Source organism: Exiguobacterium sp. s128 (genome assembly GCF_018618815.1).
Lineage (GTDB): Bacteria > Bacillota > Bacilli > Exiguobacteriales > Exiguobacteriaceae > Exiguobacterium_A > Exiguobacterium_A antarcticum.
The window spans coordinates 22,419-43,209 of sequence record NZ_JACSMT010000024.1; the positions used below are offsets into that span (position 1 = coordinate 22,419).

A 20,791-nucleotide genomic window follows, 5' to 3' on the forward strand; every position below is an offset into this window, starting at 1 on the left:
GACGTATCCAGCCAAACATCAAGATTATCAGAAAACGATCTGTTTGTATCATGGCTGAGGATCGAGTGCAAACAGATACGACGAATTCGCTAAAATGCTTTTCCGGTAAAGGATTTACCGTGATTGTGCCGGAGCTTATCCTGCATGACAGCCGCGATGCGTGTCGACAAATAGTAGAATCAGCAAACCGGACATCCTGCTCGGGTGTCCGGTTTCTTTAAAATCGTATGATGAGAAGCGACACTATGCCAAAGATGACAATCAAGGAAGTGAAGACCACATTATAGCGAACGGATAGATGCGTGTCTTGTTGTTTTTTCTGTAGATAGACGTACAAGTAGATTCCGCTCGTCAACATCGTAGCGACGGCGAAAATCGAAGCGATGGTCGTAAGCATATTTGCATCCCTCCCTGACACTTACCGTAAGATTTTTTCGAGCGCTTTACCTTTTGCCAGTTCATCAATCAACTTGTCGAGATAGCGGATTTCCCGCATCAACGGATCCTCGACATTTTCGACCCGGACTCCGCAAACAACGCCCTTGATTAACAAACGGCGTTCCTGCATCTCCGGTGCCTCAGCAAAAAAGGTTTCGAATGTTGTCTCGTCTGTCGTCAACGTCGCAAGTTGCTGTTCCGAGTAACCGGTCAACCAGCGGATGATTGTATCGACCTCTTGTTTCGTCCGATCTTTTCGCTCCGCTTTTTTTACGTAATGTGGGTAGACACTGGAAAATGCCGTCGTGTACAACTGATGTTTCGTCATCTTAATCCCTCCTTATGACTAATTATTACCAAAAGTGCAGCATACCGAACATTGGAAATGGACTCTTCGGGTAAAACAAAGACCATCCAATCTTCAGCAAGAGGATAGTCAATGGGATCTAGTTATTGGTGCTGATGAAGTAAATCATTTGATCTTCAGGACGACCTTCCCTTTGGCACGACCGGACTCGGAATATTCGAGCGCAGCCTGTGCGTCTTCAAACGGATAAACCCGGTCGATGACCGGTTTGATTTGTCCGGTCTCAATCCATTCCGTGATGTGTTCGAGCTGTTGACCACTTGGCCGCATGAATAAAAACGTATAGGTGACATCATGTTTTCGTTCGAGCAACGTCTCGCGAAGGGTCAGCAGGCGGAATAGGTTTGTCTTCAGGAAACCGGATCGGTAGGACTTCCCGAACCGCCCGTTCGGCAATCCGGAAATCGAAACGATTTGTCCGCCCGGACGGACGATTTTAAACGAACGCCGGAGCGTCTCACCGCCGATTGTGTCATAGACGCCGTCATAATCATGCGGGATTTCGTCAAACGCTTCCGTCCGGTAATCGATGATTTCATCAGCGCCAAGCGAAGCGACGAGGTCATGTCCGGCGGGGCTCGCCGTCGTTGCGACATACAAGCCCATCGCTTTCGCCAGTTGGATGGCAAACGTTCCGACGCCGCCTGCGCCTGCCTGGATCAGGATCTTTTGTCCCGGTGTCGCCTGCAAGACGTCGTGTAATGCCTGATAGGACGTCAAGCCGACGAGCGGGATCGACGCGGCTTCCTCGAACGAGAGCGAAGTCGGTTTTAAGGCAAGCATCTGTTCATCAATCGCGATGTATTCGGCAAAAGTGCCGATCCGGTTTTTCTCAGCCCGTCCGTAGACGGCATCACCGACTTGAAACTGTTTTACGGCATGACCGATCTCAACGATGATTCCGGCGAAGTCATTGCCGAGAATCAGCGGGAACTGATACGGAATCAACAGCTTGACGTCACCGTCCCGAATCTTAAAATCAACCGGATTGATGCTCGCTGCGTGAATTTCCACAAGAACGTCATGCGGCCGGACGTCCGGGCGGGGCTGTTCGGTTTGTTCGAGCGGGACCTGGCCGTATTTTGAAATCGTCATCGCTTTCATGAAAATCCTCTCCATTTCCTGGTGCTTCTGCTTTTAGTCTACCAGTTGATCCAACGGGAGAACACTTTGAGTGATTGATCGAGGCATGATAAGCTAAACAAAAATAGGAAAAAACTGGGGTTTGAGGTGGGTGAGATGAATAAGACAGGGGAACGATTGTTATGGATGTGGGTTCGTGTGCCGCGGTTCGTTAAACGTATGGTGCCGCTGAGTATTACGTTATACGTCCTCTTAATGATTGTTAGGAACGGGGTAATAACGATTCTTCATTTTGATATCGGATTAGTCTCGTGGCGCGATCTCATCATCAGTTTAGCCGGAGCGGCGATTCTTGTCCCGGTATTCAATCAGTCGAAAGGGGAGGATGTAAAATGAACTCATCCGAACAGGAAGAACGGTTGACAGGGGGAAACGTCTCGGACGTCTCACGGGTCGGGGAGACGGTCAGACGGGAACAAAAACCGGACAGTGACCGGATTCATCGGTTGCTGCACCATCTTGAGAAGAGAGGATTTACAGGGAGTCCACGTTTTTTAGGAATTGACGCGCAAAATCGGGAAATCGTCTCGTTCATCGAAGGGGAAGCCGGGAATTATCCGCTCCAACCGTACATGCGCTCGGACGTCGTTCTCGAAGAGACGGCACGTTTGTTGCGTGCCTATCACGAGGCGGTCGCGGACTTTCCGATACCAACCGATTGGCAGCCAATCGACGGAACACCGGAACCGTTTGAACTCATCTGCCATAATGACTTCGCCGTCTATAATGTCATCTTCCAAAACGAGCGTCCGGTCGGGATCATCGATTTCGACGTCGCTGCTCCGGGACCACGGATTTGGGATATTGTTTATACGATGTACACGTTTGTTCCGTTAAGCCGCCATCAAATGACGGAAGCAGTGGAACCGACTCTTTATGATCCAGCCGTCGATCAGGAACGAATCCGCCGACGGATCGAACTGTTTTTGACAGCTTACGGGAAACCGGAGCTGACGGACGCCCTGTATGAGACGGTGTTACTCCGCATCCAGGCAATGATTGCGACGATTCACCGCAAAGCAGCGGAAGGTGACGAAGCCTTCCAGCGGATGATCGAAGAGGGGCACGTCACACACTATGAACAAGAACTCGATTTTCTCAAACGGGAAGGAGCCGATTGGTTTCGGTGAATCGAAAAGGTTATGGTGCTGATTGAAGCTGCTGATAGGCAGATTTGATTTGTTTGTACATCGCATCCGTCGACAACGCAGCATCGATTTGAACGACGGGAGAAGCGGATTGTTCCATTTGCAGACGGTGCTCGGCGAATGTCCCGATTATGGCGGGATCGGTCGCCGTCAAATATGTCCGACACCAGTCAAGAAATTCATTTGATCCCGTGAAATCGGGATAGCGTGCTTGTTCCCGCTTGATTAACCGGTACATCCGCGTCTCTTCGTTTAAAAATAAAAAGACAAGCAATTTCCGATCGGCAAAACCGTTCGGATTCCATGAAAAGACAGAACCGGAGACGATATACTGGTGATAACGCTCGACATCCCGTGTATACAAGGCATACCGCTCGGCGACCGAGCGTTTTTCGGTAAAGGTGTGGTTTGTCCACAGGTAATGATCACTGTCGATCCAGGGGATGCCTTCTTGTTGCCCGATCCACTTGCCGAGCGTGCTTTTACCGGTACCGGAACCGCCGATGATTTGAATGCGCAATGGATGACCTCCTTGACGCCAAGGGCGCAGTTTGTGTGCATTATTTTAACATAGCGGAATGAATTAGGAATAGAGTGGCTGGGGGAGACGATTGATGAATCGTTCTCCCTTTTTTCGGGTATTTCTCTAGATAAGGTAAAGGAACGGTAGTTGCCACCTGTCGGAGACGTTTTATGTTTGATGGTCAGGAGAGGATGGATGCGATGATTGCCTTTTTCATTCTGTTACGAAATATGTATTATGTCCTGAAGATCCTGTTTCGGCAAGATGAACAAAAAGCAGTCATGTTTTCGGTCGCGTTTCTGCTAGCCATCGGGATGTTTTTTTATCACAACGTCGAACAGCTGAGTTATCTCGATGCGCTGTATTTCTCCGTCATGACATTGACGACGGTCGGGTACGGCGATATCTATCCGGTCACGCCGATCGGCAAGATTTTTACGATGGGGTATGTCTTGCTTGGGATTGGTGTCATCAGTGCCTTGATCGTCAATTTTAACCGGGCATTAAAAGAGTTCCATTTAAACAAAGATAAATCAAACCGGAAGTGACGGGCTGTTTCCTTGGACTGAGGAGTGTTACGGATGAACTTTAATCTGGTATTCGCCCTGTACAGTTGTTTACTGGGCTTTCTCGTTGGCGCACTGGCGTCACTGTTTCTAGCGTTGTCGAATCTGTTGATTCACCTCGTCTGGACGACGGTTCCCGAGCAGCTGGACACCTCGTTGTATCCGTTTTGGATTTGTCTGTTCGGCGGTCTGTTGATTGGCTTGTTCCAAACGTATATCGGTGACTATCCCCGGACGATGCACCAGACGCTTGAGGAATTCAAGACGACGGGGCGTGTCACGTATGAAGGGGCAGTCGTCAAAAATACTGTGGCCGCCTTGCTCGTCCTGACGTTCGGGGCAAGTCTCGGACCGGAAGCGGCTTTGATCAGCATCCTCGGTGGACTGATGACTTGGGTCGGCGACCGGATGACCTGGACATTACAAAAGAAGGAACAGTTACTTGAACTGGGGATCGGAGCGATGCTGTCGACGATTTTTTACGCTCCGTTGATCGGTGTCAGTGAAGCATTCGAGGACGGAGTGACCCGTGCTAATTTCAAACATAAGTCAGTTAAAATCGTACTATATGGTCTGACGACGGCATGCGGCATCTTCGCCTTTACGACGATCAATCGATTGTTTCCACATGAAGTCTTGTTTTCAATCAGTACGCCAAAAGTCAACTGGACGTGGGAAGTCTTGTATTTTCTGATTCCGGCGATTTTGATCGGGACGGGATTCGGGTATCTGTTTTTGTTATTTGGTCACTGGTTGGATGCCGTGGCACGGAAATATCCCCATCCCATGGGTCTTGCTGTAACAGCCGGAGCGGTCTTAGGACTGTTCGGCACACTGTCCTCCTACTTCTTATTTTCAGGCGAACACAAAATCTTGGAATTCTCCCGGATCGCCTTTGATCAATCGGTCTTCTTTTTAATCAGCATTGCCGTCGGGAAAGCATTTTTGACACACGTCTGTTTTTCGTTCGGATGGCGGGGCGGAAAAATCTTTCCGGCAGTCTTTTCGAGTACGGCGATGGCGTTTGTCCTGGCGAGCTTTTTTCCGTATACACCGGGTTTGCTAATCGCGGTCAGTGTTGCTGCAAGTTGTACGGTCATCCTGAAACAACCGTTCGTCACGGCGACGTTGCTGTTGTTTTTATTTCCGTTACAATTCTTCCCGTTTATTTTGCTTGTTGCTGTGTTGATCAAACAATTGTCTGTTCGTCTCGAGGGGAGAGCATGACATGAAAACAAAAGAGCTGATCCGGATCGGAATGGGCGTGTTACTGACACTCGGTTATCTCCTGCCGCTCTTTTGGTTCGGGGAGCAGGCACACATCCGGATTCATGATAATCTCGATTCGAACATCGTCTGGTATAAAAATCTGGTCGACTCGGACAGGGTCTATGCCGGATTACATGATACGGTCCCGAACCTGGTTGGAGGTGTCGTTTCAAGAAATGCCTTCGTCAGTGAATGGACGGGCATCATCTGGCTGTATCAATGGTTTTCACCGTTCACGGCGTATGTCGTCAGTCAAACGTTGACGCGACTCTTTGCTTTTTTAGGGCTCTATCTGTTGTTACGGGATCATCTGAAGCTTCAGTTGCCGCGACCCGGTATCCTCCTGGTAGCTGTTTTGTTCGCCTGGACGCCTGTTTGGCCGTCCGGGATGCTCAGTACGCTTGGGATGCCGCTATTATTGTGGGCCTACCTTAATCTTTGGTACAACAAACGAATCGTTTGGAGTAGCGTGACTCTGCTTCTAGTTCCGTTTTATTCGAGTTTTGTCTTAGGCATCGTCTTTTTCTTAGCGTTGTTAGCGGTCGTCAGTTTCGTGATCGAGTGGCGTCAGAAGTCGTTCCATCGGTGGTTTTGGTTTGCCTTCGGTGGTCAAGTCGTCCTTTATTTGATCATCGAGTATCGACTGGTCTATTCGATGTTGTGGCAGGATGAGGTGACCAGTCGTGATCAATTCGAGCTCGGCAACAATGGAGTCTGGCGGACAATCCGCTTGTTTTTTAAACAATTCGTCCTCGGACATACACATGCCGAAGCGGCCCAGTCGCCCGTCCTCCTCCTGCTGGTATTAACTGTGATCACTATCGCGGTTGTCCAAAAAGATCCATCCGTTCGATTGATGAAACACACGTTGTTTTTATTAATGGGTTTGTCCCTTTGGTATGCTTGTTGGTTTTATAGCGGATGGAACCCGTTGAAACAACGGATTCATGTGATGCAGACGTTCAATTTCGCCCGTTTTCATTTCATGGAACCGATGCTGTGGTATATCTTGTTCGCTCTGGCGCTCGATTGGTTATGGCGCCGTACCCGGAAGCGGCTTGTTATCGGTGTGTTGTTCCTGCAGGCGGTTGTATTAATCATCTGGAATCCAGAAATCGTCTATCGCAATCAACCGAGTTTCAGTGAATTTTATGCAGTGGATCAGTTTTCGACGATCCGAACATACATCGGGAAACCCCGTGAAACGTACAACGTCGTTTCGCTTGGTCTCCATCCGGCAGTTGCCCAGTACAACGGGTTCCAGACCCTCGATGGTTACGTCAATTTTTATCCGATTGACTATAAGCGGGAGTTCCGAAACATCATTGCTGGTGAATTGAAGAAAAGTCCACGTCTTACGCGCTATTTTGATAACTGGGGGAATCGTGTCTACGTGTATGCAGCAGAGCTTGGTAAACATTACGACTATACGAAAACGAATCAGAAGCCGGTCCGTCAGTTGGACATCGACACCGTTCAGCTCAAACGAATGGGGGGAGATTATCTGTTGTCGGCTGTTCCGATTCAAAATGCACGTGTGCTCGGTCTTCAATATGAGAAGACGTTCCGTGACGATCAGTCGGCCTGGTTGATTTATCTGTATCGTGTCGCGCCTTAAAAGGAGGTTCCCGTATGTTGCAAGCACCGGTTCTAGGAATCGTGATTCCCTGTTATAACGAGTCAGAAGTCTTACCGATCACGATCAATGCGCTTCAGAAACATCTGTCTGACTGGATCAGGAACGGAAAAATTTCGAACGAATCGTTTGTCCTCTTCATTGATGACGGAAGTCGCGACGACACATGGCGACAGATCGAACGCATCCATCAGCATGATGCTCGGTTTCAAGGGATCAAGCTTGCCCATAATGTGGGGCATCAGCACGCCTTGCATGCTGGATTGATGGAAGGTTATGAAGCCGCGGACTGTCTCGTCTCGGTCGATGCAGATTTGCAGGATGACTTAGACATCATCGAGACTTTCGTAAAACAGTTTCAAGCCGGTGTGGATATCGTCTACGGCGTCCGGACGGATCGAACGAGCGACAGTTGGTTCAAACGGACGTCGGCCCAGTGGTTTTACCGGCTGGAAAAGGCACTTGGGGTGGAAACGATTTATAACCATGCCGACTTCCGGCTGATGAGCCGGCGGGCAGTGGCGGCCTTAGCGGCCTATCCGGAACGTAATCTGTTTTTACGGGGACTCGTTCCGACACTTGGCTTTCAGACATCGGAAGTCCCGTATACCCGTGCAGAACGTCTGGCCGGAGAGTCGAAATATCCACTTCGGAAAATGGTGGCGCTCGCCTGGGACGGTGTGACCTCGTTCAGTGTCCGACCGATCAAATTGTTATTTTTTCTATCGTTATTCATGGTCCTCGTGTCCGGCGGTTTTGTCGGATATACGTTGTACCGGTTTGCGGAAGGGGAAACGATGAGCGGCTGGGCGTCCTTGATGTTGTCGATTTGGTTCATCGGCGGCTTACAGCTGTTCGGGATCGGCTTGATCGGCGAGTATGTCGGTAAAATTTTCAGTGAAGTGAAACGGCGCCCCTCGTATACGATTGAGGAAACGTTGAAATGACACGGAAAATCCTGCGTTTTCTACTGGTTGGTCTCGTCAACACGCTGATTGGACTCGGGATGACCCTTTTGTTGTACCACGGCTTTCAGACCGGGTACTGGGTGGCGACGGCATTCGGGAACGGATGCGGCATCGTGGTCAGCTATCTGCTCAATCGCCGGTTTACGTTTTCTGCAACGACTAGCTTCAAAACGGACTGGATTCGTTTTTTGCTCGTCGTACTCCTGAGCTATCTGATTGCCTATCGTCTCAGCCTGTTCGTAATCGACCTGTTCGTTCCGTCGTTCGGCGGAACGGGAGCGATTCTTGTCGGAATGGTCCTTTATACGGTCTTGAACTTCATCGGACAAAATTATTGGGTATTCAAAAAGCCAAACTGATCTTGTTCTCACATCGAGAAAAAGATTGCTTGGCTTTTACTTATTTAACGTAAACCATCTGTCCGCCGAGATGCCCGGCATAGGTGAGAAGGCCACTGCCGATGATGGCGATGACGAGACTTGCGATCAGCAATGGTTGTTTCTTCTTCGACCGGTAATGCAGGAGAAGCAGGGCGAGGGACAGACCAAACGTTAATAGACTGTACAAAGCGAAGTCTTCGTGAAGATGAATCGCATCACGCGCCACGTTCAACTGGCTTTCCGCAAATTCCTCCGCACCGTCTCCTGTTAAGTAAGCGGCGATGCCGGACAACAGCCCGGCACATAACGTAATTAAAGAAAAGAGTTTAAGTTGCGTCCACTTCAGGCTTCCGAAAAGCAAGAGCGTCGCGAATAACAAGAGACCAATCGGCATATGAACGAGCAACGGATGAAGCGGAATTCCACCTAACATCTAAGCATCCTCCTTTGAAAACGAATATAGTTAAGTGTATCAATTATTTTAAAAGAGGACTGATATCCTTTGTGAAACAAGTCAATCTTCAGGACGGTTCTTTTTCGACTGGCGTCTTTTGATAATCGTTCGAATCAACAAAAAGAGGACAATACTGCCGATGATGATCCAACTGAGATGGCGTGTTGCAAACGTCCCTACAATCGTCCACCGCTCCTGCAGCAGATACCCGCTCGTCATGAAAAACAACGACCAGACGGTGAATGAAAGTAACGTCGAGAGGGTGAACGTTGAAAAACGAAGGCGTAATGTGCCTGCCATCAGACCGAACAGGGTTTTCCAAATCGGAGAGAGCAGAAGATACCAACCGCCGTACGCCCGAAGATTCGTTTCGACTAGTTGCATCCGGACCGGATTGACATGAAGCCATCGTTTCAAAAAAGACAGAACACGTTCGCCGCCATAATATGCCAGAGCGTAAAGGATGGATTGAGAGGCATAAAACCCGACCAGCCCCGCTCCGAACATCAAGAGAAACGACATATGATTTGATGCGACCAAATAGCCGGCATACCCCATGATTAGTTCAGTCGGAATGAAATGCGCGAGTAAAGCTAGTACGACACCCCAGTAACTGTACAGTTCAAGCCACGATTGCCAGTTCCCCATCTCGAACATCCTCTCTCTGTACGGAATTGATGTGAACCCAGTGTAGCATGCCTTTCCGTACAGAGAGTCCATCCTCAGGCGGATTGTCACCCGGCGTCCTTCAGTTCCTGATACGGATTCACCCGTGCCGCGATTTGCGCCGGCAATAGGGAAGCGATCGTCCCGAACAGAACCGGCAGGAGGAGCGAGATGCCAATCAACAGTGGCTCATCCCACGGGACCAGATCGTACATCAGATAAATCGTGATGTAGGAGATGCTCAGTCCAACGATTCCGGCGACGAAACCGATCAATATCCCTTCCAAGACAATCAACTGGCGGACCGAACCGTTCGTCCAACCGACGGCTTTTAAAATCGCGAGCGAGGCCCGGCGGTCGGTGACGTTTTGCCACATGATTTCCCCGGTCGTTAGGATGGCAATCGTAATCGCAACACCCATTGTCACGTAATGCATCGGACCGACCTGTAACGCAACGAACTGACCGAGCCAGGACGTATACAGCACCCCTTGCAGATGGAACGTCACGAACAAAAAGAACGTCAACAACGCCGTTGGTAACGCAATCGAGAGAATCGACAGCGCATTGCGTTTCCATTTACCGAAGATCTCTTTCAGTGCCAGCGTCCAGGTCGAACGGAGACTGAGTTTAACGTGCGATGATGACGCATATTCACCCGTCTTGATTGCTTCGTACGGCGAGATCTTTCGGATCGTAAACGACGACCAGGCGGCACCGGCAAAGTAAATTACAAGACTGAACAGGGTAATCCAAAGCAGGCTCCAGCCGTTCATCGTCTCGTTTCGGACATAGGAGAAAATACTTTCGACGATCAGAGCGACGACGGAGACAAAACCGGCAAGCAGGGCGGCTTCAATCAGCACAATCCGGTACAAGTCTTTTGTCCGCCAACCGAGCGCCAGTAAGACGGCAAATTCCTTCCGCCGGGCGAGCATCGAGACGTAACTTGTCGCAAGGACATAGACGATCGCCACAGCAAGCATCGCGAAGATGACACCGGAGAAGCCGACACTCGTCTCGCGGAAAATCGTCATCGCGGCACCGATATGAACCCACGGCTGTTCAATCCAACCGAGTGTTTTGCTCTCTTCGACGACTTTCGTCACGACCGGTTGCGGGGACGAGCCTTTTGTAATGGTCGCTAGCAGTCCTGTTTCCTGTTCGATTTGTGTCTTGACGTCTTGGAGCAGTTCTTCCGACTCTTCGCTGACGGTCGTTGCTCCGTTGACTTTCAAACGGATAGAGGAAATCGATGTTTCACCATAAATGGCACGCGCACTATCCAGCGTCGTTAAGATATTTGGTGAGTTCGTCAACAGTCCGACCGGGTTACCGGATGATTGAATCTTTCGTGCCGGATTGATCGGTTGTTGAGTGGCATCCAGAACTAAATCTGCCGTCGACGGACGATAGGTTTCCATCGGCAATTGATTCAACGGATCTTTTGAGACGTTGAATCAATTGCCATCGTACTGCCCGACGATATCCATCGACACATAGGGAACTTCGTAAGGAAGCATCATCGGATCATCTGACTTCGTTTTCTTGCCGTTCGATTGGATTGAACGATACCCATACTTTGGAATGTTGGAAGTGGAGAATGACCAATTGGTCAGTTTGGTTGGTGCTGTTTTGACTTCATAGGCATGTGGCCAATGGGTTTTAAATGGACTAGCAATGGGTTCGTAAGTAAGTGGACTTGTTTTAAAAAATAGTCCAGCTTCAGTTGAACCCGCTGCGTCACGGTTCATATAGCGGGTTGTCTTCCCATGAAGTGAATTAAAGTAAATCTGTTGCATATCTTTGACCGGCACGGTGACTTTTTGCAGGACTTTAGCAGAATACGTGTTTAAGGACGAATCAAACATCGATTTTTTGTTGATCTTGTTCAGTCGAATAGGGTACTTCTAATTTTTCGACTGTGAATTCAAAGTTTCCGGCGCTGACAGCATCCGGATTGATGAGGACAGGGATAGAATGAAATCCATTTTCTCCTCCTGCGCGATAGCGATCGGAATCCATAAAGTAACGCGAATTTTGTTGATCTAAAATGCTTTTATCTAAGCCGACGAGCTTTGCTTCCGCATCGGGATCAATGGCAACGAGCAAGGTCAGATGGTTCAAGTGAAGATCTGAAAATTCTTTGAGCGGTGTCGTCGACATGCTACTTTTTTCGGGCATGACAATTTTTGTTCCTTGCGCGATATGATACGTCTGATCATACAGGCGCTCCTTTTTAATCCCTGAATCATCAAACTCCCGTGTAGTAAGACGATAAATGCCATTTTCTTTCGGGAATTTTAATATTTTCGGAATGCTGGCATTGATATTGGCATACCCCATGACTGCAATTGGTGCCGCAATATGAATTGCTTTCATCTGTTTAATCGTTTCGTACTGCTTAAAGGAAATCCCGCCGTTAATGCCGTTCAGGTAGTTCGGTTCCAATAGGTTATTCGACTCGGTTGCCATTTGACTGCCCTTTGGTCGGACGACAATGTCGTAAGCAGACGACCATTTTTTCTGTAACGTCTGTTCGACCGTGCCTTGACTTGAATCGGTCAGGTTGAACATCAGACTGAGTCCGGCACTGATGATCAGGGCGCCGACCAGCGTCAGGATGAACTTAAACGGTTGCCGGCGCCAGTGATTCAAAACGAAACGTAACATTAAACCCCTCCTTTTTTTTATATGAAGATTAACGTCGAATCACACACTTCGGACCGTTTGTTTCCGCCGGTCTTCGACAATCTGGCCATCCTGCATGAATAAAATCCGGTCCGCCCGCTCAGCGAGTGCCAAATCGTGCGTGACGAACAGGATGCCGCATTGTTCTTCCTGATGGAGATCGAGCAACAGTTGAAAGATGATCTCCCCGTTGACCGAATCGAGATTGCCGGTCGGTTCGTCGGCGAGAATCCAGCGCGGGCGATTGATCAGAGCCCGGGCAATTGCGACCCGTTGTTGTTGACCGCCGGATAATTGCGCCGGTAAGGCATGCTGTTTCGCTGTCAGTCCGACTTTTTCGAGAATTTCTGCGATCCGGTCTTCTTTGTTGAAGTCGGTTTTTTGTTTCAGCAAGGGAACGAGCAGATTTTCTTTGACCGTCAACGCCAGCAACAGGTGAAACTGTTGGAAGACAAATCCGATTTCCTGCGCCCTGAACTTCGACAATTGACGGTTCTTCCACTTCGTGATGTCTTGTCCGTCATAGTCGATTTGCCCGATCCGGACGGTCCGACAAGGGCGATGATGTCACTCGCAGAAAACTGACAGGTCAATCCTTTTAAGACGTCACTTTGTAAGCCTGACCGGCTGAATGTATGCGAGACGTCTTTGACGATGATGTCCATCAAACCACTCATTTTACAAATTAAGGTAAAATAAGTGTAGTATTATTTGAAAATTTTGTCTATTTAAAAAAGATTTATTAAATAGAGAATAGAAAATCGAAACAGAAGTTTCCGGTTGAATGAGAATAAAAAAATCAGCGAAACGTTGTGTTTAGCTGAGGCATATTAACACTTTGGCAGATTCGTTCTTTCAGCACAATCTCACCGGATAGTCTGCTCGTTCATTGCGTCTAGAATAGTCCGGACCCAGTCTTCGGCTTGACCGAAGCACGGTCTGACATCACCGATGTGATAAAACGTGCTCGCTTTCGAACCGGTCCAACTCGTCGGATCGAGCATACAAAGGAAAACCGGAATCTGGTTGGCAAGGGCAATTCCAAGCTCGACGTGGCTGCCTTTTCCGGCAGGGAGCACTACAATCAAGCAATCGCTCGACCGGACGGCATCCAGTTCCAACTGTCCAATCCGTGGCAGGGCAGCCGGTGTATCGACCCGTTTCGATTGTGTCCAGTCGTACGTCAGATGATGACCTTGCTTGATTAATCGGTCGTTTATGAAACGGACGTTTTCGATGTTGCGGAAGCTGCTAGCAGTATAAAAGTTCCTCTAACGATCTCCTGTCGTATAATTTTTTTACAGATTTTTGAAACTAAATCGGTACATAATCAGTCTAATGATATAGAAAGGAAAGGGAGGAGTGCTGTGTTTCGTAAAAAAATCGTCGGGAGTTGGACGGATGATGCGTTTCTCGCGGCGTTATATGCCGAAGAACGCTATATTTACCGGATGTCGTATCTGTATTTAAAACACGAGCAGGAAGCGCTTGAAAACGTGCAGGAAGTCGCTTTTCGCGCCTGGAAGTACCGGAAATCGCTGCAGGAAGTCGCCTACTTTAAGACCTGGCTGACCCGGATCACGATCAATGCAGCACTCGATCATCTTAAGAAACACCAAATGTTAGTCTGGACGAACGACGGTACACACGATTTGAGTAAGCCGCAAATCCCATCGTTTGAACATTTGGTCGTTGATCAACTATACCTGACTGATTTACTCGAGCGACTCGATGTCAGGGAACGGTCGTTAGTCACGTTACGTTATCAGGCCGATTATTCCTTTCAGGAAATCGCTGACTTACTCGACATTCCGGTCAGTACGGTGAAAAGTACGTTATACCGGGCGATTCAAAAACTGCAACGGCACCAAGCGAAAGGAGGAGAGTCCGGATGAAACAGCAACTTGAGACCGTGTTAAAAGACATTCCTGTACCGGATAACGTTCATGCCCGGATGGAGCAGGGACTCCGCCAGAAAAAACGGATGCATCGTTTACCGCAACTGATTTTAGCAGCTAGTCTGCTGATTGGTCTGTTGCACTATGATCGGATTGAATCCTGGATCCAGCCGCCGATCGACCAATCGACCGCCTCGATGATTCCAGGACTTGTCTACCAGAAAGCGATATACCTGCAAAGTGATACAACAATCGCCGAAGAAACGGAGTTTCAGTTGCGTGGACAAAAGTTAGGTGTCTCCCAAAACACCTGGACCGCAGGCGCGGAAGCCGTTAACGTCAAGCAATCATTTGGATCGAATCTAGAGAATTATACGATTTACATCGTAAAAGGATATGATCCCGCGATCCGACTGCTCGCGGTCGGACAGGAAGACGGGGCTGAAATCGTCCGCGTGCTGGACCGGTCGACATTCCGTCCGGATTATTTCCAACAGCTTTACCTGCAACAGAAAATTCTTCGTGCTAATTATCAAACGTTCTCGACATGGGAATCGACCAGCTCGGAACCGATTTCCGCAGGGTCCCGGCTGCGTCAATTATTTGCTGAATTGAACAAGGCGGTTCCGTTACGCGAGTCGGATCTAACGGCGGATGTCGTCGAGTATCAAAATGACACCGACCTGCGGATTCTGAACGTGACGATGGCAGACGGGGTGACGAACCAATTCCGGTTGATTCGTGAAGGCTATGTTTATTATGAACCGCTCGACCTTTACTTTGCCGTCAACGGTCCAGTATTTGATGATGTCTGGGGGCAGTTGAACCAGTAACACCAATTACTCAAAGGACTTCCGAAAGCCGTAAAACGGCCGGAACGCCTGGCCGCGGTAAAAACTTTCCGAGCTGCTTGACGCGAGGACTTCGATCCGGGTCGTCGGATACCAGTCATGGAGACGGGCGAACAGCTGTTGACCAAGACCTTGGCCACGGAAATTCGTATCAATCAGTAATTCACAGATGTACAACGTGACCTGCGTGTCTGTCAATCCGCGGACATAACCGATGACGTCACCCGCATGTTCGACGACAAGCGCAGCGTTTGAGTGTTGCCAAGCGAGTTGGGTCCGTTCATGCAGCCGGACGAGCTGGTTCCAACCTTCCGCAGCATTTAAGCGCTGAATGGCGGGGAAGTCCTGATCTTGGTACGGGCGGATCTGATATGCAGTTGTCATGAGCGTGACCTTCTTTCTAAGTTCAGTTGTATGAGAATGGGTTCGAGTTCCGACCAGTCGTTCACAGTGTAGGAGGACGGACTATTGACGACCGGTCGATTGCTTTTTAATACCGCCGTCATGCCAACCGCTTCTGCTCCTTTGATATCGTGCAGTGGATGATCCGATCCCCGATAAACAGGACCTGTTCCGGTGTGAGTCCCCAGTCTTGTACGGGACGGAGGAACAAAGCCGGATCGGGTTTTACAAGACCAACTTCTTCCGAAATCAGGATCGGATCAAAAAATGTCTGCAACTGATGGTGGGCGATGACCGATCGTTGCAAGTCACTCCGACCGTTCGTTATGAGTCCAAGGCGATACGTGTGTGATAAACGTTGCAAAAGTTCGAGCGTTTGAGGGAACAAGACACTGCTTGAGGCAAACGACGAGAGATAATCTTGTAACAACTCAGTAGCAGTGACACCTTCAAACTGAAAGTAGGTGATTAGTTTTTGATAGACGACATCCTTCCAGACGAGACCGTTTTGATCAAAGGTCAGAAAGAGGGTTTGATAAGCGTCAAATGTACAAGTTGAAACGGGCGCAATCAGACGAGCATGTTGAGATTTCAAAAAGAGCTGCAAAGAAGTCGTACGATCAAGTAACGTCCCGTCGAGATCGAACAAAACAGCGGAGAGGGTCATGAAATAGCAACTCCTATTCATTATATATATTTCAATTACCGTAATTTTAATATAAAAAAATCACAAGATTCAAACAGGATATCTTAAATCTGTACAGAACATCACTATATCTATATTCGTTAAACTGCTTGCACAAGGAGAGTCACATGCAAACAAAAATATCTTCATTTGACCTAGTACAGTATCTGGATACACAAACAGACGGAACACCCATCGTGATTTTGACCGGAATGGGCTGTTCCTATCATGAATGGTATGAGATTGTCCAAGCCCTTCAAACAACCAACCGGGTGCTCAGCTTCCACCGGCATTCATGGCGGGAAGGGGACGGGGTTCACCGGACCAGTCACGCTGTTCAACAACTAAAGACACTATTGACCCATTGCAACGTAGACGAACCGATTCTCTTGGTCGGCCATTCCTACGGGGGACTGATTGCGCAAGAGTTTGCGATGCGTCATCCCGATCAGTTAAAAGGATTGCTTTTGGTCGATTCGACATCGGTTGACTTACACGAACTGGATACTCTTGATACACCGGTGCTTGATACTCTGTCATCCGATGCCACCTGGATTGAACAATGCCGGCATTACGCAACGCAAACGAAGGATCAATTACGTCATTTGGTTCAACCGGTACTGACGCCGGCGCAACAGCAATTACCACAAACGATTCAGTCGGCATTGCTTGACTTCCAGACCGAACCGGCACTGTATGCGATGATGGCGACCGAAGTCACACACTGGAAAATGGATGCACAACGGATAAAAAGAAACACGTTTCCCGACGTGCCACTGATTGTCATCGGACGGGATCAAAGGCAAGCCATTGCCGAAGGACTGCAGGACGGATTACCGGAAACGGAAGTGCGTCAGCTGGAAGAGCGGTGGCATCAACTCATATTACGACAGGCGAATCTGACAAAAACGGCAACGATTCGGTTGCTGAAGGAGCAGGCCATGCCGTTCACCTCGACCGGCCGGAACTTGTCATCGCGGCAATCCGACAGCTCGACCAAACTCCAGTAAAGGACGTGTCGCAATGAAACGGAGCATCTTAGTTCAGTCCAACCAGTGATTTAGTCCGCTGCTTCTCGCTGTACATCGCTTGATCCGCTTTTTGAAACACGGTTACTACATCGGTTGTTGCTTCATCATACGCAAACCCAACGGCAATCGACAGGTCATGTTTGAGGAACTCGCTCCGTAATTGTTCCAGCAAATGGAGACACTGCTGTTCCGTGTACCCCTGGCAGACGATGACGAATTCATCTCCCCCGAGACGGAACGCCTCTTGGCTGAAACGGCTTAAGCAAAGGGCCGTCTGTTGGAGCAACGCATCACCTGCGATATGACCAAACCGGTCATTGACCCGTTTTAAATCATTCAGATCCAGCGTGAGAACACCCAGCAGAATGGCTTCAGAGGATATCATCCCTTCGATCAAGCAGTCGAATGCATGGCGATTGTAGAGACCGGTCAACGTATCGCGTTGACACAGTTGCTCGAGTTCCTGCTGCCTGGCTTTAGCTGCGTCCATATTTCGAATTACTCCTTGAACGGCAACGATTTCGCCGTTCTCATAAATCGGAGTCGTGTATTCTTCAAACCAAATATATGTACCAGCGTTTGTCCGCCAGCGTTGCAGGAAGGGTTCATCGTAGTTACAGTTACCCGAGATTTTCGACATTAAAATCTCGATATCTTCCGGATGAATCCGGTCGAAACAATCAGACGGATCCGCATAACTTGCTTCGACGGTTCCGGCACCGATATGTTCATCGAGAGAAGGACTGATATAACGAAAGCGATAGACCGGTCTGACTTCAAAGATATACATGATATCTTTGGAATGGTTCCCGAATGCGGCAATCGTCGAAGGTGGAGACAGCGGACGCATCTTTTTGAATATCCAACAACATAGGAGGGTCAATCCAATCCCAATTGTCATTCCAAACCACAACAAAAGCTTCACCTGCCTTATTTTTAATGCTTCAGCTCATATCAAAACGTATGTATGAGTGATAATGTACATAAGTTGCCAATAGAACACACTAAATTATAGCAAATGCCTTGAATAATACATACAAAAAATGACAATTCACATATTTACTTTCTTGATATTATACTGAGCGATAGGAGTATATTGATCAGCAAGGTGACCCTTTCTGGAAAGATAAAAGATTTTCTCATTGCACGACAAAAAGGTCAGCAAAACAGCTCGTGTTTTGCTGACCTTTTTGAGTTCATAGTCGATGCATTTTTGAGCATGTCGGAATCGTAAACGCGTCCGAGGCTCTATTACTAAACTCACGAAGATAGTGGAGATAGTTCTTACCGCCATAGTTATACCGTTTATTATACATCCTCACAACAACAAGCTGATTTTCGGGTACTACGAGTAAGAATGGACCAGTGTTTCCAAGAATTTGATAAGAACCCTTTGGAACACGTTCTCCTATCTCACTTCTTTCCTTTGCTTCGTCTTGCACGTACCAAAACAATCCATTGGCAGGAAGTCGTCCATCATCGTACTGAAGACTTTGAATGGATGTACAGATTCGAATGACTTCCTCCGGAACAACTTGAATCCCTTCATGACATCCCATATTCAGATGAAGATTTCCCCATAACGCAAATTCTTTTGCAGTCGTATGCAGGTTTGAACCCATTCCGTCATCATATGGGTACAGCTGGAACGTTGCCTTCTGCTCAGGGTCATCGATGACTTTGACCAAAGCTTCCGACTCCTCCGTTGACCACTCGGTAGACGTAAATCCTAACGGCATGAAAACGCGTTCCTTCAATAACTGAGTGAAATCATAGCCATATAGATACTTAAACAGTTCCGTGATAATCCGGATATTGATTCCACGGTAGGCCCAACTTTCACCTGCAGCGAACTCCCTGTAAATCGATCCGTCCTCTCGTTCATCTAAACCATGTGAGTGGGTGACCAGATGCCGAATGGTCATTCCTTGAAAAATCTGTTGATCATAGTTCCTCAAGTATTTCGAGACACAATCATCAAGACTGCGAATCTTTTTTTCATACAACGCATAACCAATTGCTAACGCTAAATAACTTTTACGAGCGGAAGCAATATTGAACATGGAATGTCTACCGATCGGATTCGAATCTTCATTGGAATGAAATCCTTCGTAGTGTTCTAAAATGATTTGATCATTCTGCATGACAACTACCGCTGCGGCACTGCTATGATTTAGATGCTTAATCTCACTTACGTAGGAAAGCAGCTTTTGATAGGAAGGGTGCAAATGAACAATGCTCCTTTCGCCTTCTGATGAATTGGTCTCCGGATTTGTGTCTCTTAACAATTAGAATAGGGCATAAAATCCATTTGCTCTAATCCATTTCTTAAGACTTAAAGCACCACATACGTTCGAAAGCCCCGATTCGCGTAATAGGAATCCGCTCCATTATGATAGACGAAAACGTTATCATAGCGCCGATCGCAAAAGAGGGCGCCACCTTGTGTCCGGATCGTCTCCGGCGTTTCAATCCAAGTCGATGTCTTCAAATCAAATTCACCTAACGTTTGCAGATGACGATAGTCGTCCTCTGTCAATAACGCGACACCGTGTGACGTTGCGGTCGCGACCGCACTGCCGGCTGGTTTGTTTTTCTTCCGTTTTTCGAGTGCCAGATCGTCGTAACACAAACTTCGTCGTCCCGTCGGACTTTCCGATGCGCAATCGATCATAAGCAGGCGACCGTCCGGCATCGATATGACATCCGGTTCTCCACCCGTCTGTTCCATCCAACCTAATGACCGAAGAGTCGCTACTGATAACTTGGCCCGAACCTCATTCCACTCGACAGTGGGGTGACGATGAATATGTGCTGCAAACCGTTTTTGTAAGGTTTCCTGTAACGCGTTAAAATCGCTCGTCATGGTTTATTCTCCTCTCTATTAGAAAACGATCCCTTTCGCGAATGACTGTGTGCGGGGGATCGTTTGTCTTCATTGCTCAAAATATCGGTAGAGCGTACTTTTGCTAATCCACGTTTGTTCACGGATATCGGCTAAGCTATACTGTTTGCTTTGATGCCTCTCAATCGTGCGTTTCACGTTTTCATCGGCTTTTCGGGGACGTCCGGTCTGCTTCCCAAGTTCTTTTGCTTTTGACAACCCTTTGCGTGTCGTCATGCTGACGACGTCGCTTTGCAGGGCGACGAGGTGCTGGACGATTTCGCGGAACGACTGGTTTAACGCCTGCCGGGTATCGATGCCCTCCCGGATGGACACCAGATACGCCTGTTTTGCTTCGAGCAGATCCAATACCTCAATCAGATGCCGGGTCGAGTCTGCCAGTACGTAGAGATGGGAAACGAGTACGACGTCGTTTGGAGCTAAACCTTCCAAAGTTTGGTCAAGTACGATTCGTCGTTTTGAAGAACCATGTTCCTCAATCCGGAGATCATCCGTCTCGTACGTACCGAGTACATCCGCCTGTCTTTCACATGCCGGAGCTTCAAAAAATGTTCGCATATAGCCAATCATCATGTTTTTCGCCTCACTCTAAACGTCATACAAACTGAAGTGAATCCAGCCTTGAACTACCCCCACCTACGCCTTACTTAGAGGTGGGGGATTCCTGAGTTATTCGACCTGACGGTCGAAACCTGATCAGGCTAACCCCGTCGTCCCGACGGTTGAAGAAGCTAAGATGCGTTCTGCTTCTTGTTTGAGATTCAGTCCTG

27 protein-coding genes are annotated in these 20,791 nt (G+C 48.3%); 10 read left to right on the forward strand and 17 right to left on the reverse strand.

Annotated features, from left to right (window positions below; genetic code table 11):
• Nucleotides 1-217: 217 nt before the first annotated feature.
• From KNQ13_RS10235 to KNQ13_RS10245, 3 genes are all read right to left on the reverse strand, one after another.
• The gene (locus tag KNQ13_RS10235; protein WP_209548265.1) at nucleotides 218-397 is read right to left on the reverse strand and encodes a hypothetical protein; all 180 of its coding nucleotides are present in this window, start codon (nucleotides 395-397) and stop codon (nucleotides 218-220) included.
• A 21-nt stretch (nucleotides 398-418) separates the two neighbouring features.
• Nucleotides 419-766 (reverse strand): DUF2200 domain-containing protein, encoded by a 348-nt coding sequence (locus KNQ13_RS10240; RefSeq protein WP_209548266.1) that lies wholly within the window; start codon nucleotides 764-766, stop codon nucleotides 419-421.
• 144 nt (nucleotides 767-910) lie between these two features.
• Complete coding sequence (locus tag KNQ13_RS10245; RefSeq protein ID WP_209548267.1) at nucleotides 911-1,909, reverse strand: NADP-dependent oxidoreductase; 999 nt, start codon at nucleotides 1,907-1,909, stop codon at nucleotides 911-913.
• A gap of 135 nt (nucleotides 1,910-2,044) precedes the next feature.
• On the opposite strand from KNQ13_RS10245, the gene KNQ13_RS10250 reads away from it, so the two are divergent.
• Nucleotides 2,045-2,284, forward strand: a complete 240-nt coding sequence (locus tag KNQ13_RS10250; protein ID WP_251027384.1) for a hypothetical protein — start codon at nucleotides 2,045-2,047, stop codon at nucleotides 2,282-2,284.
• A complete protein-coding gene (locus KNQ13_RS10255; RefSeq protein ID WP_209548269.1) occupies nucleotides 2,281-3,078 on the forward strand; it encodes a phosphotransferase in 798 nt (265 codons plus the stop codon). Before KNQ13_RS10250 ends, KNQ13_RS10255 begins: the two co-directional genes overlap by 4 nt.
• Before the next feature lie 10 nt (nucleotides 3,079-3,088).
• Here the strand turns inward: KNQ13_RS10255 and KNQ13_RS10260 are convergent, their stop codons facing one another.
• Nucleotides 3,089-3,616 carry a shikimate kinase gene (locus KNQ13_RS10260; protein ID WP_209548270.1) on the reverse strand — a complete coding sequence of 176 codons (528 nt, stop codon included), beginning with the start codon at nucleotides 3,614-3,616 and terminating at the stop codon, nucleotides 3,089-3,091.
• 173 nt (nucleotides 3,617-3,789) lie between these two features.
• On the opposite strand from KNQ13_RS10260, the gene KNQ13_RS10265 reads away from it, so the two are divergent.
• The 5 genes from KNQ13_RS10265 to KNQ13_RS10285 are packed head-to-tail and all read left to right on the forward strand — an operon-like array spanning nucleotide 3,790 to nucleotide 8,417.
• Complete coding sequence (locus tag KNQ13_RS10265; RefSeq protein ID WP_251027383.1) at nucleotides 3,790-4,167, forward strand: potassium channel family protein; 378 nt, start codon at nucleotides 3,790-3,792, stop codon at nucleotides 4,165-4,167.
• A gap of 33 nt (nucleotides 4,168-4,200) precedes the next feature.
• Nucleotides 4,201-5,412 carry a chloride channel protein gene (locus KNQ13_RS10270; RefSeq protein ID WP_209548271.1) on the forward strand — a complete coding sequence of 404 codons (1,212 nt, stop codon included), beginning with the start codon at nucleotides 4,201-4,203 and terminating at the stop codon, nucleotides 5,410-5,412.
• Nucleotide 5,413: 1 nt separating this feature from the next.
• Entirely contained in the window at nucleotides 5,414-7,072 is a 1,659-nt protein-coding gene (locus KNQ13_RS10275) for a DUF6044 family protein (RefSeq protein WP_209548272.1), read from the forward strand.
• Between the two features lie 14 nt (nucleotides 7,073-7,086).
• On the forward strand, nucleotides 7,087-8,037 hold the full coding sequence (locus KNQ13_RS10280; RefSeq protein WP_251027382.1) for a glycosyltransferase family 2 protein: 951 nt from the start codon (nucleotides 7,087-7,089) through the stop codon (nucleotides 8,035-8,037).
• Nucleotides 8,034-8,417, forward strand: coding sequence for a GtrA family protein (locus KNQ13_RS10285; RefSeq protein ID WP_209548273.1), 384 nt, complete (start codon nucleotides 8,034-8,036; stop codon nucleotides 8,415-8,417). Before KNQ13_RS10280 ends, KNQ13_RS10285 begins: the two co-directional genes overlap by 4 nt.
• A gap of 40 nt (nucleotides 8,418-8,457) precedes the next feature.
• Here the strand turns inward: KNQ13_RS10285 and KNQ13_RS10290 are convergent, their stop codons facing one another.
• The 7 genes from KNQ13_RS10290 to KNQ13_RS10320 form a co-directional block, all read right to left on the reverse strand.
• Entirely contained in the window at nucleotides 8,458-8,871 is a 414-nt protein-coding gene (locus KNQ13_RS10290) for a DUF2231 domain-containing protein (protein WP_209548274.1), read from the reverse strand.
• A gap of 81 nt (nucleotides 8,872-8,952) precedes the next feature.
• Nucleotides 8,953-9,540 (reverse strand): DedA family protein, encoded by a 588-nt coding sequence (locus tag KNQ13_RS10295; RefSeq protein WP_209548275.1) that lies wholly within the window; start codon nucleotides 9,538-9,540, stop codon nucleotides 8,953-8,955.
• Nucleotides 9,541-9,626: 86 nt separating this feature from the next.
• Nucleotides 9,627-10,982, reverse strand: a complete 1,356-nt coding sequence (locus tag KNQ13_RS10300; RefSeq protein ID WP_209548276.1) for an ABC transporter permease — start codon at nucleotides 10,980-10,982, stop codon at nucleotides 9,627-9,629.
• Nucleotides 10,983-11,018: 36 nt separating this feature from the next.
• On the reverse strand, nucleotides 11,019-11,429 hold the full coding sequence (locus KNQ13_RS10305) for a hypothetical protein (RefSeq protein ID WP_209548277.1): 411 nt from the start codon (nucleotides 11,427-11,429) through the stop codon (nucleotides 11,019-11,021).
• Complete coding sequence (locus KNQ13_RS10310; protein WP_209548278.1) at nucleotides 11,422-12,231, reverse strand: hypothetical protein; 810 nt, start codon at nucleotides 12,229-12,231, stop codon at nucleotides 11,422-11,424. The genes KNQ13_RS10305 and KNQ13_RS10310 overlap by 8 nt, the downstream gene beginning before the upstream one ends.
• A 39-nt stretch (nucleotides 12,232-12,270) precedes the next feature.
• The gene (locus tag KNQ13_RS10315) at nucleotides 12,271-12,735 is read right to left on the reverse strand and encodes an ABC transporter ATP-binding protein (protein WP_251027381.1); all 465 of its coding nucleotides are present in this window, start codon (nucleotides 12,733-12,735) and stop codon (nucleotides 12,271-12,273) included.
• A gap of 380 nt (nucleotides 12,736-13,115) precedes the next feature.
• Nucleotides 13,116-13,370: a hypothetical protein gene (locus KNQ13_RS10320; RefSeq protein WP_209548279.1), complete on the reverse strand. Its 255-nt coding sequence runs from the start codon at nucleotides 13,368-13,370 to the stop codon at nucleotides 13,116-13,118.
• A 246-nt stretch (nucleotides 13,371-13,616) separates the two neighbouring features.
• Between KNQ13_RS10320 and KNQ13_RS10325 the strand changes: the two genes are divergently transcribed.
• Complete coding sequence (locus tag KNQ13_RS10325; RefSeq protein ID WP_209548280.1) at nucleotides 13,617-14,144, forward strand: RNA polymerase sigma factor; 528 nt, start codon at nucleotides 13,617-13,619, stop codon at nucleotides 14,142-14,144.
• The gene (locus tag KNQ13_RS10330; RefSeq protein WP_209548281.1) at nucleotides 14,141-14,980 is read left to right on the forward strand and encodes a hypothetical protein; all 840 of its coding nucleotides are present in this window, start codon (nucleotides 14,141-14,143) and stop codon (nucleotides 14,978-14,980) included. Before KNQ13_RS10325 ends, KNQ13_RS10330 begins: the two co-directional genes overlap by 4 nt.
• Before the next feature lie 6 nt (nucleotides 14,981-14,986).
• On the opposite strand, the gene KNQ13_RS10335 is transcribed toward KNQ13_RS10330, so the two are convergent.
• Nucleotides 14,987-15,382, reverse strand: coding sequence for a GNAT family N-acetyltransferase (locus KNQ13_RS10335; RefSeq protein ID WP_209548282.1), 396 nt, complete (start codon nucleotides 15,380-15,382; stop codon nucleotides 14,987-14,989).
• Between the two features lie 118 nt (nucleotides 15,383-15,500).
• On the reverse strand, nucleotides 15,501-16,067 hold the full coding sequence (locus KNQ13_RS10340; RefSeq protein ID WP_209548283.1) for an HAD family hydrolase: 567 nt from the start codon (nucleotides 16,065-16,067) through the stop codon (nucleotides 15,501-15,503).
• Nucleotides 16,068-16,213: 146 nt separating this feature from the next.
• Here KNQ13_RS10340 and KNQ13_RS10345 point away from each other — a divergent pair, with 146 nt between their 5' ends.
• Nucleotides 16,214-17,095, forward strand: coding sequence for an alpha/beta fold hydrolase (locus tag KNQ13_RS10345; protein WP_209548284.1), 882 nt, complete (start codon nucleotides 16,214-16,216; stop codon nucleotides 17,093-17,095).
• Nucleotides 17,096-17,123: 28 nt separating this feature from the next.
• On the opposite strand, the gene KNQ13_RS10350 is transcribed toward KNQ13_RS10345, so the two are convergent.
• The 4 genes from KNQ13_RS10350 to KNQ13_RS10365 form a co-directional block, all read right to left on the reverse strand.
• Entirely contained in the window at nucleotides 17,124-17,966 is an 843-nt protein-coding gene (locus KNQ13_RS10350) for a sensor domain-containing diguanylate cyclase (protein WP_209548285.1), read from the reverse strand.
• 346 nt (nucleotides 17,967-18,312) lie between these two features.
• On the reverse strand, nucleotides 18,313-19,344 hold the full coding sequence (locus tag KNQ13_RS10355; RefSeq protein ID WP_209548311.1) for a serine hydrolase domain-containing protein: 1,032 nt from the start codon (nucleotides 19,342-19,344) through the stop codon (nucleotides 18,313-18,315).
• 107 nt (nucleotides 19,345-19,451) lie between these two features.
• A complete protein-coding gene (locus tag KNQ13_RS10360; protein WP_209548286.1) occupies nucleotides 19,452-19,982 on the reverse strand; it encodes a DUF4256 domain-containing protein in 531 nt (176 codons plus the stop codon).
• 69 nt (nucleotides 19,983-20,051) lie between these two features.
• Entirely contained in the window at nucleotides 20,052-20,594 is a 543-nt protein-coding gene (locus KNQ13_RS10365) for a recombinase family protein (RefSeq protein ID WP_209548287.1), read from the reverse strand.
• Nucleotides 20,595-20,791 lie beyond the last annotated feature (197 nt).

Coding starts and splice junctions, on each gene's coding strand:
- KNQ13_RS10235 (WP_209548265.1), bottom strand. CDS start 397: ATGCTTACGACCATCGCTTCGATTTTCGCCGTCGCTACGATGTTGACG.
- KNQ13_RS10240 (WP_209548266.1), bottom strand. CDS start 766: ATGACGAAACATCAGTTGTACACGACGGCATTTTCCAGTGTCTACCCA.
- KNQ13_RS10245 (WP_209548267.1), bottom strand. CDS start 1,909: ATGAAAGCGATGACGATTTCAAAATACGGCCAGGTCCCGCTCGAACAA.
- KNQ13_RS10250 (WP_251027384.1), top strand. CDS start 2,045: ATGAATAAGACAGGGGAACGATTGTTATGGATGTGGGTTCGTGTGCCG.
- KNQ13_RS10255 (WP_209548269.1), top strand. CDS start 2,281: ATGAACTCATCCGAACAGGAAGAACGGTTGACAGGGGGAAACGTCTCG.
- KNQ13_RS10265 (WP_251027383.1), top strand. CDS start 3,790: ATGTTTGATGGTCAGGAGAGGATGGATGCGATGATTGCCTTTTTCATT.
- KNQ13_RS10270 (WP_209548271.1), top strand. CDS start 4,201: ATGAACTTTAATCTGGTATTCGCCCTGTACAGTTGTTTACTGGGCTTT.
- KNQ13_RS10275 (WP_209548272.1), top strand. CDS start 5,414: ATGAAAACAAAAGAGCTGATCCGGATCGGAATGGGCGTGTTACTGACA.
- KNQ13_RS10280 (WP_251027382.1), top strand. CDS start 7,087: ATGTTGCAAGCACCGGTTCTAGGAATCGTGATTCCCTGTTATAACGAG.
- KNQ13_RS10285 (WP_209548273.1), top strand. CDS start 8,034: ATGACACGGAAAATCCTGCGTTTTCTACTGGTTGGTCTCGTCAACACG.
- KNQ13_RS10290 (WP_209548274.1), bottom strand. CDS start 8,871: ATGTTAGGTGGAATTCCGCTTCATCCGTTGCTCGTTCATATGCCGATT.
- KNQ13_RS10295 (WP_209548275.1), bottom strand. CDS start 9,540: ATGGGGAACTGGCAATCGTGGCTTGAACTGTACAGTTACTGGGGTGTC.
- KNQ13_RS10300 (WP_209548276.1), bottom strand. CDS start 10,982: ATGGAAACCTATCGTCCGTCGACGGCAGATTTAGTTCTGGATGCCACT.
- KNQ13_RS10305 (WP_209548277.1), bottom strand. CDS start 11,429: ATGTTTGATTCGTCCTTAAACACGTATTCTGCTAAAGTCCTGCAAAAA.
- KNQ13_RS10310 (WP_209548278.1), bottom strand. CDS start 12,231: ATGTTACGTTTCGTTTTGAATCACTGGCGCCGGCAACCGTTTAAGTTC.
- KNQ13_RS10330 (WP_209548281.1), top strand. CDS start 14,141: ATGAAACAGCAACTTGAGACCGTGTTAAAAGACATTCCTGTACCGGAT.
- KNQ13_RS10335 (WP_209548282.1), bottom strand. CDS start 15,382: ATGACAACTGCATATCAGATCCGCCCGTACCAAGATCAGGACTTCCCC.
- KNQ13_RS10340 (WP_209548283.1), bottom strand. CDS start 16,067: ATGACCCTCTCCGCTGTTTTGTTCGATCTCGACGGGACGTTACTTGAT.
- KNQ13_RS10345 (WP_209548284.1), top strand. CDS start 16,214: ATGCAAACAAAAATATCTTCATTTGACCTAGTACAGTATCTGGATACA.
- KNQ13_RS10350 (WP_209548285.1), bottom strand. CDS start 17,966: ATGCGTCCGCTGTCTCCACCTTCGACGATTGCCGCATTCGGGAACCAT.
- KNQ13_RS10360 (WP_209548286.1), bottom strand. CDS start 19,982: ATGACGAGCGATTTTAACGCGTTACAGGAAACCTTACAAAAACGGTTT.
- KNQ13_RS10365 (WP_209548287.1), bottom strand. CDS start 20,594: ATGATGATTGGCTATATGCGAACATTTTTTGAAGCTCCGGCATGTGAA.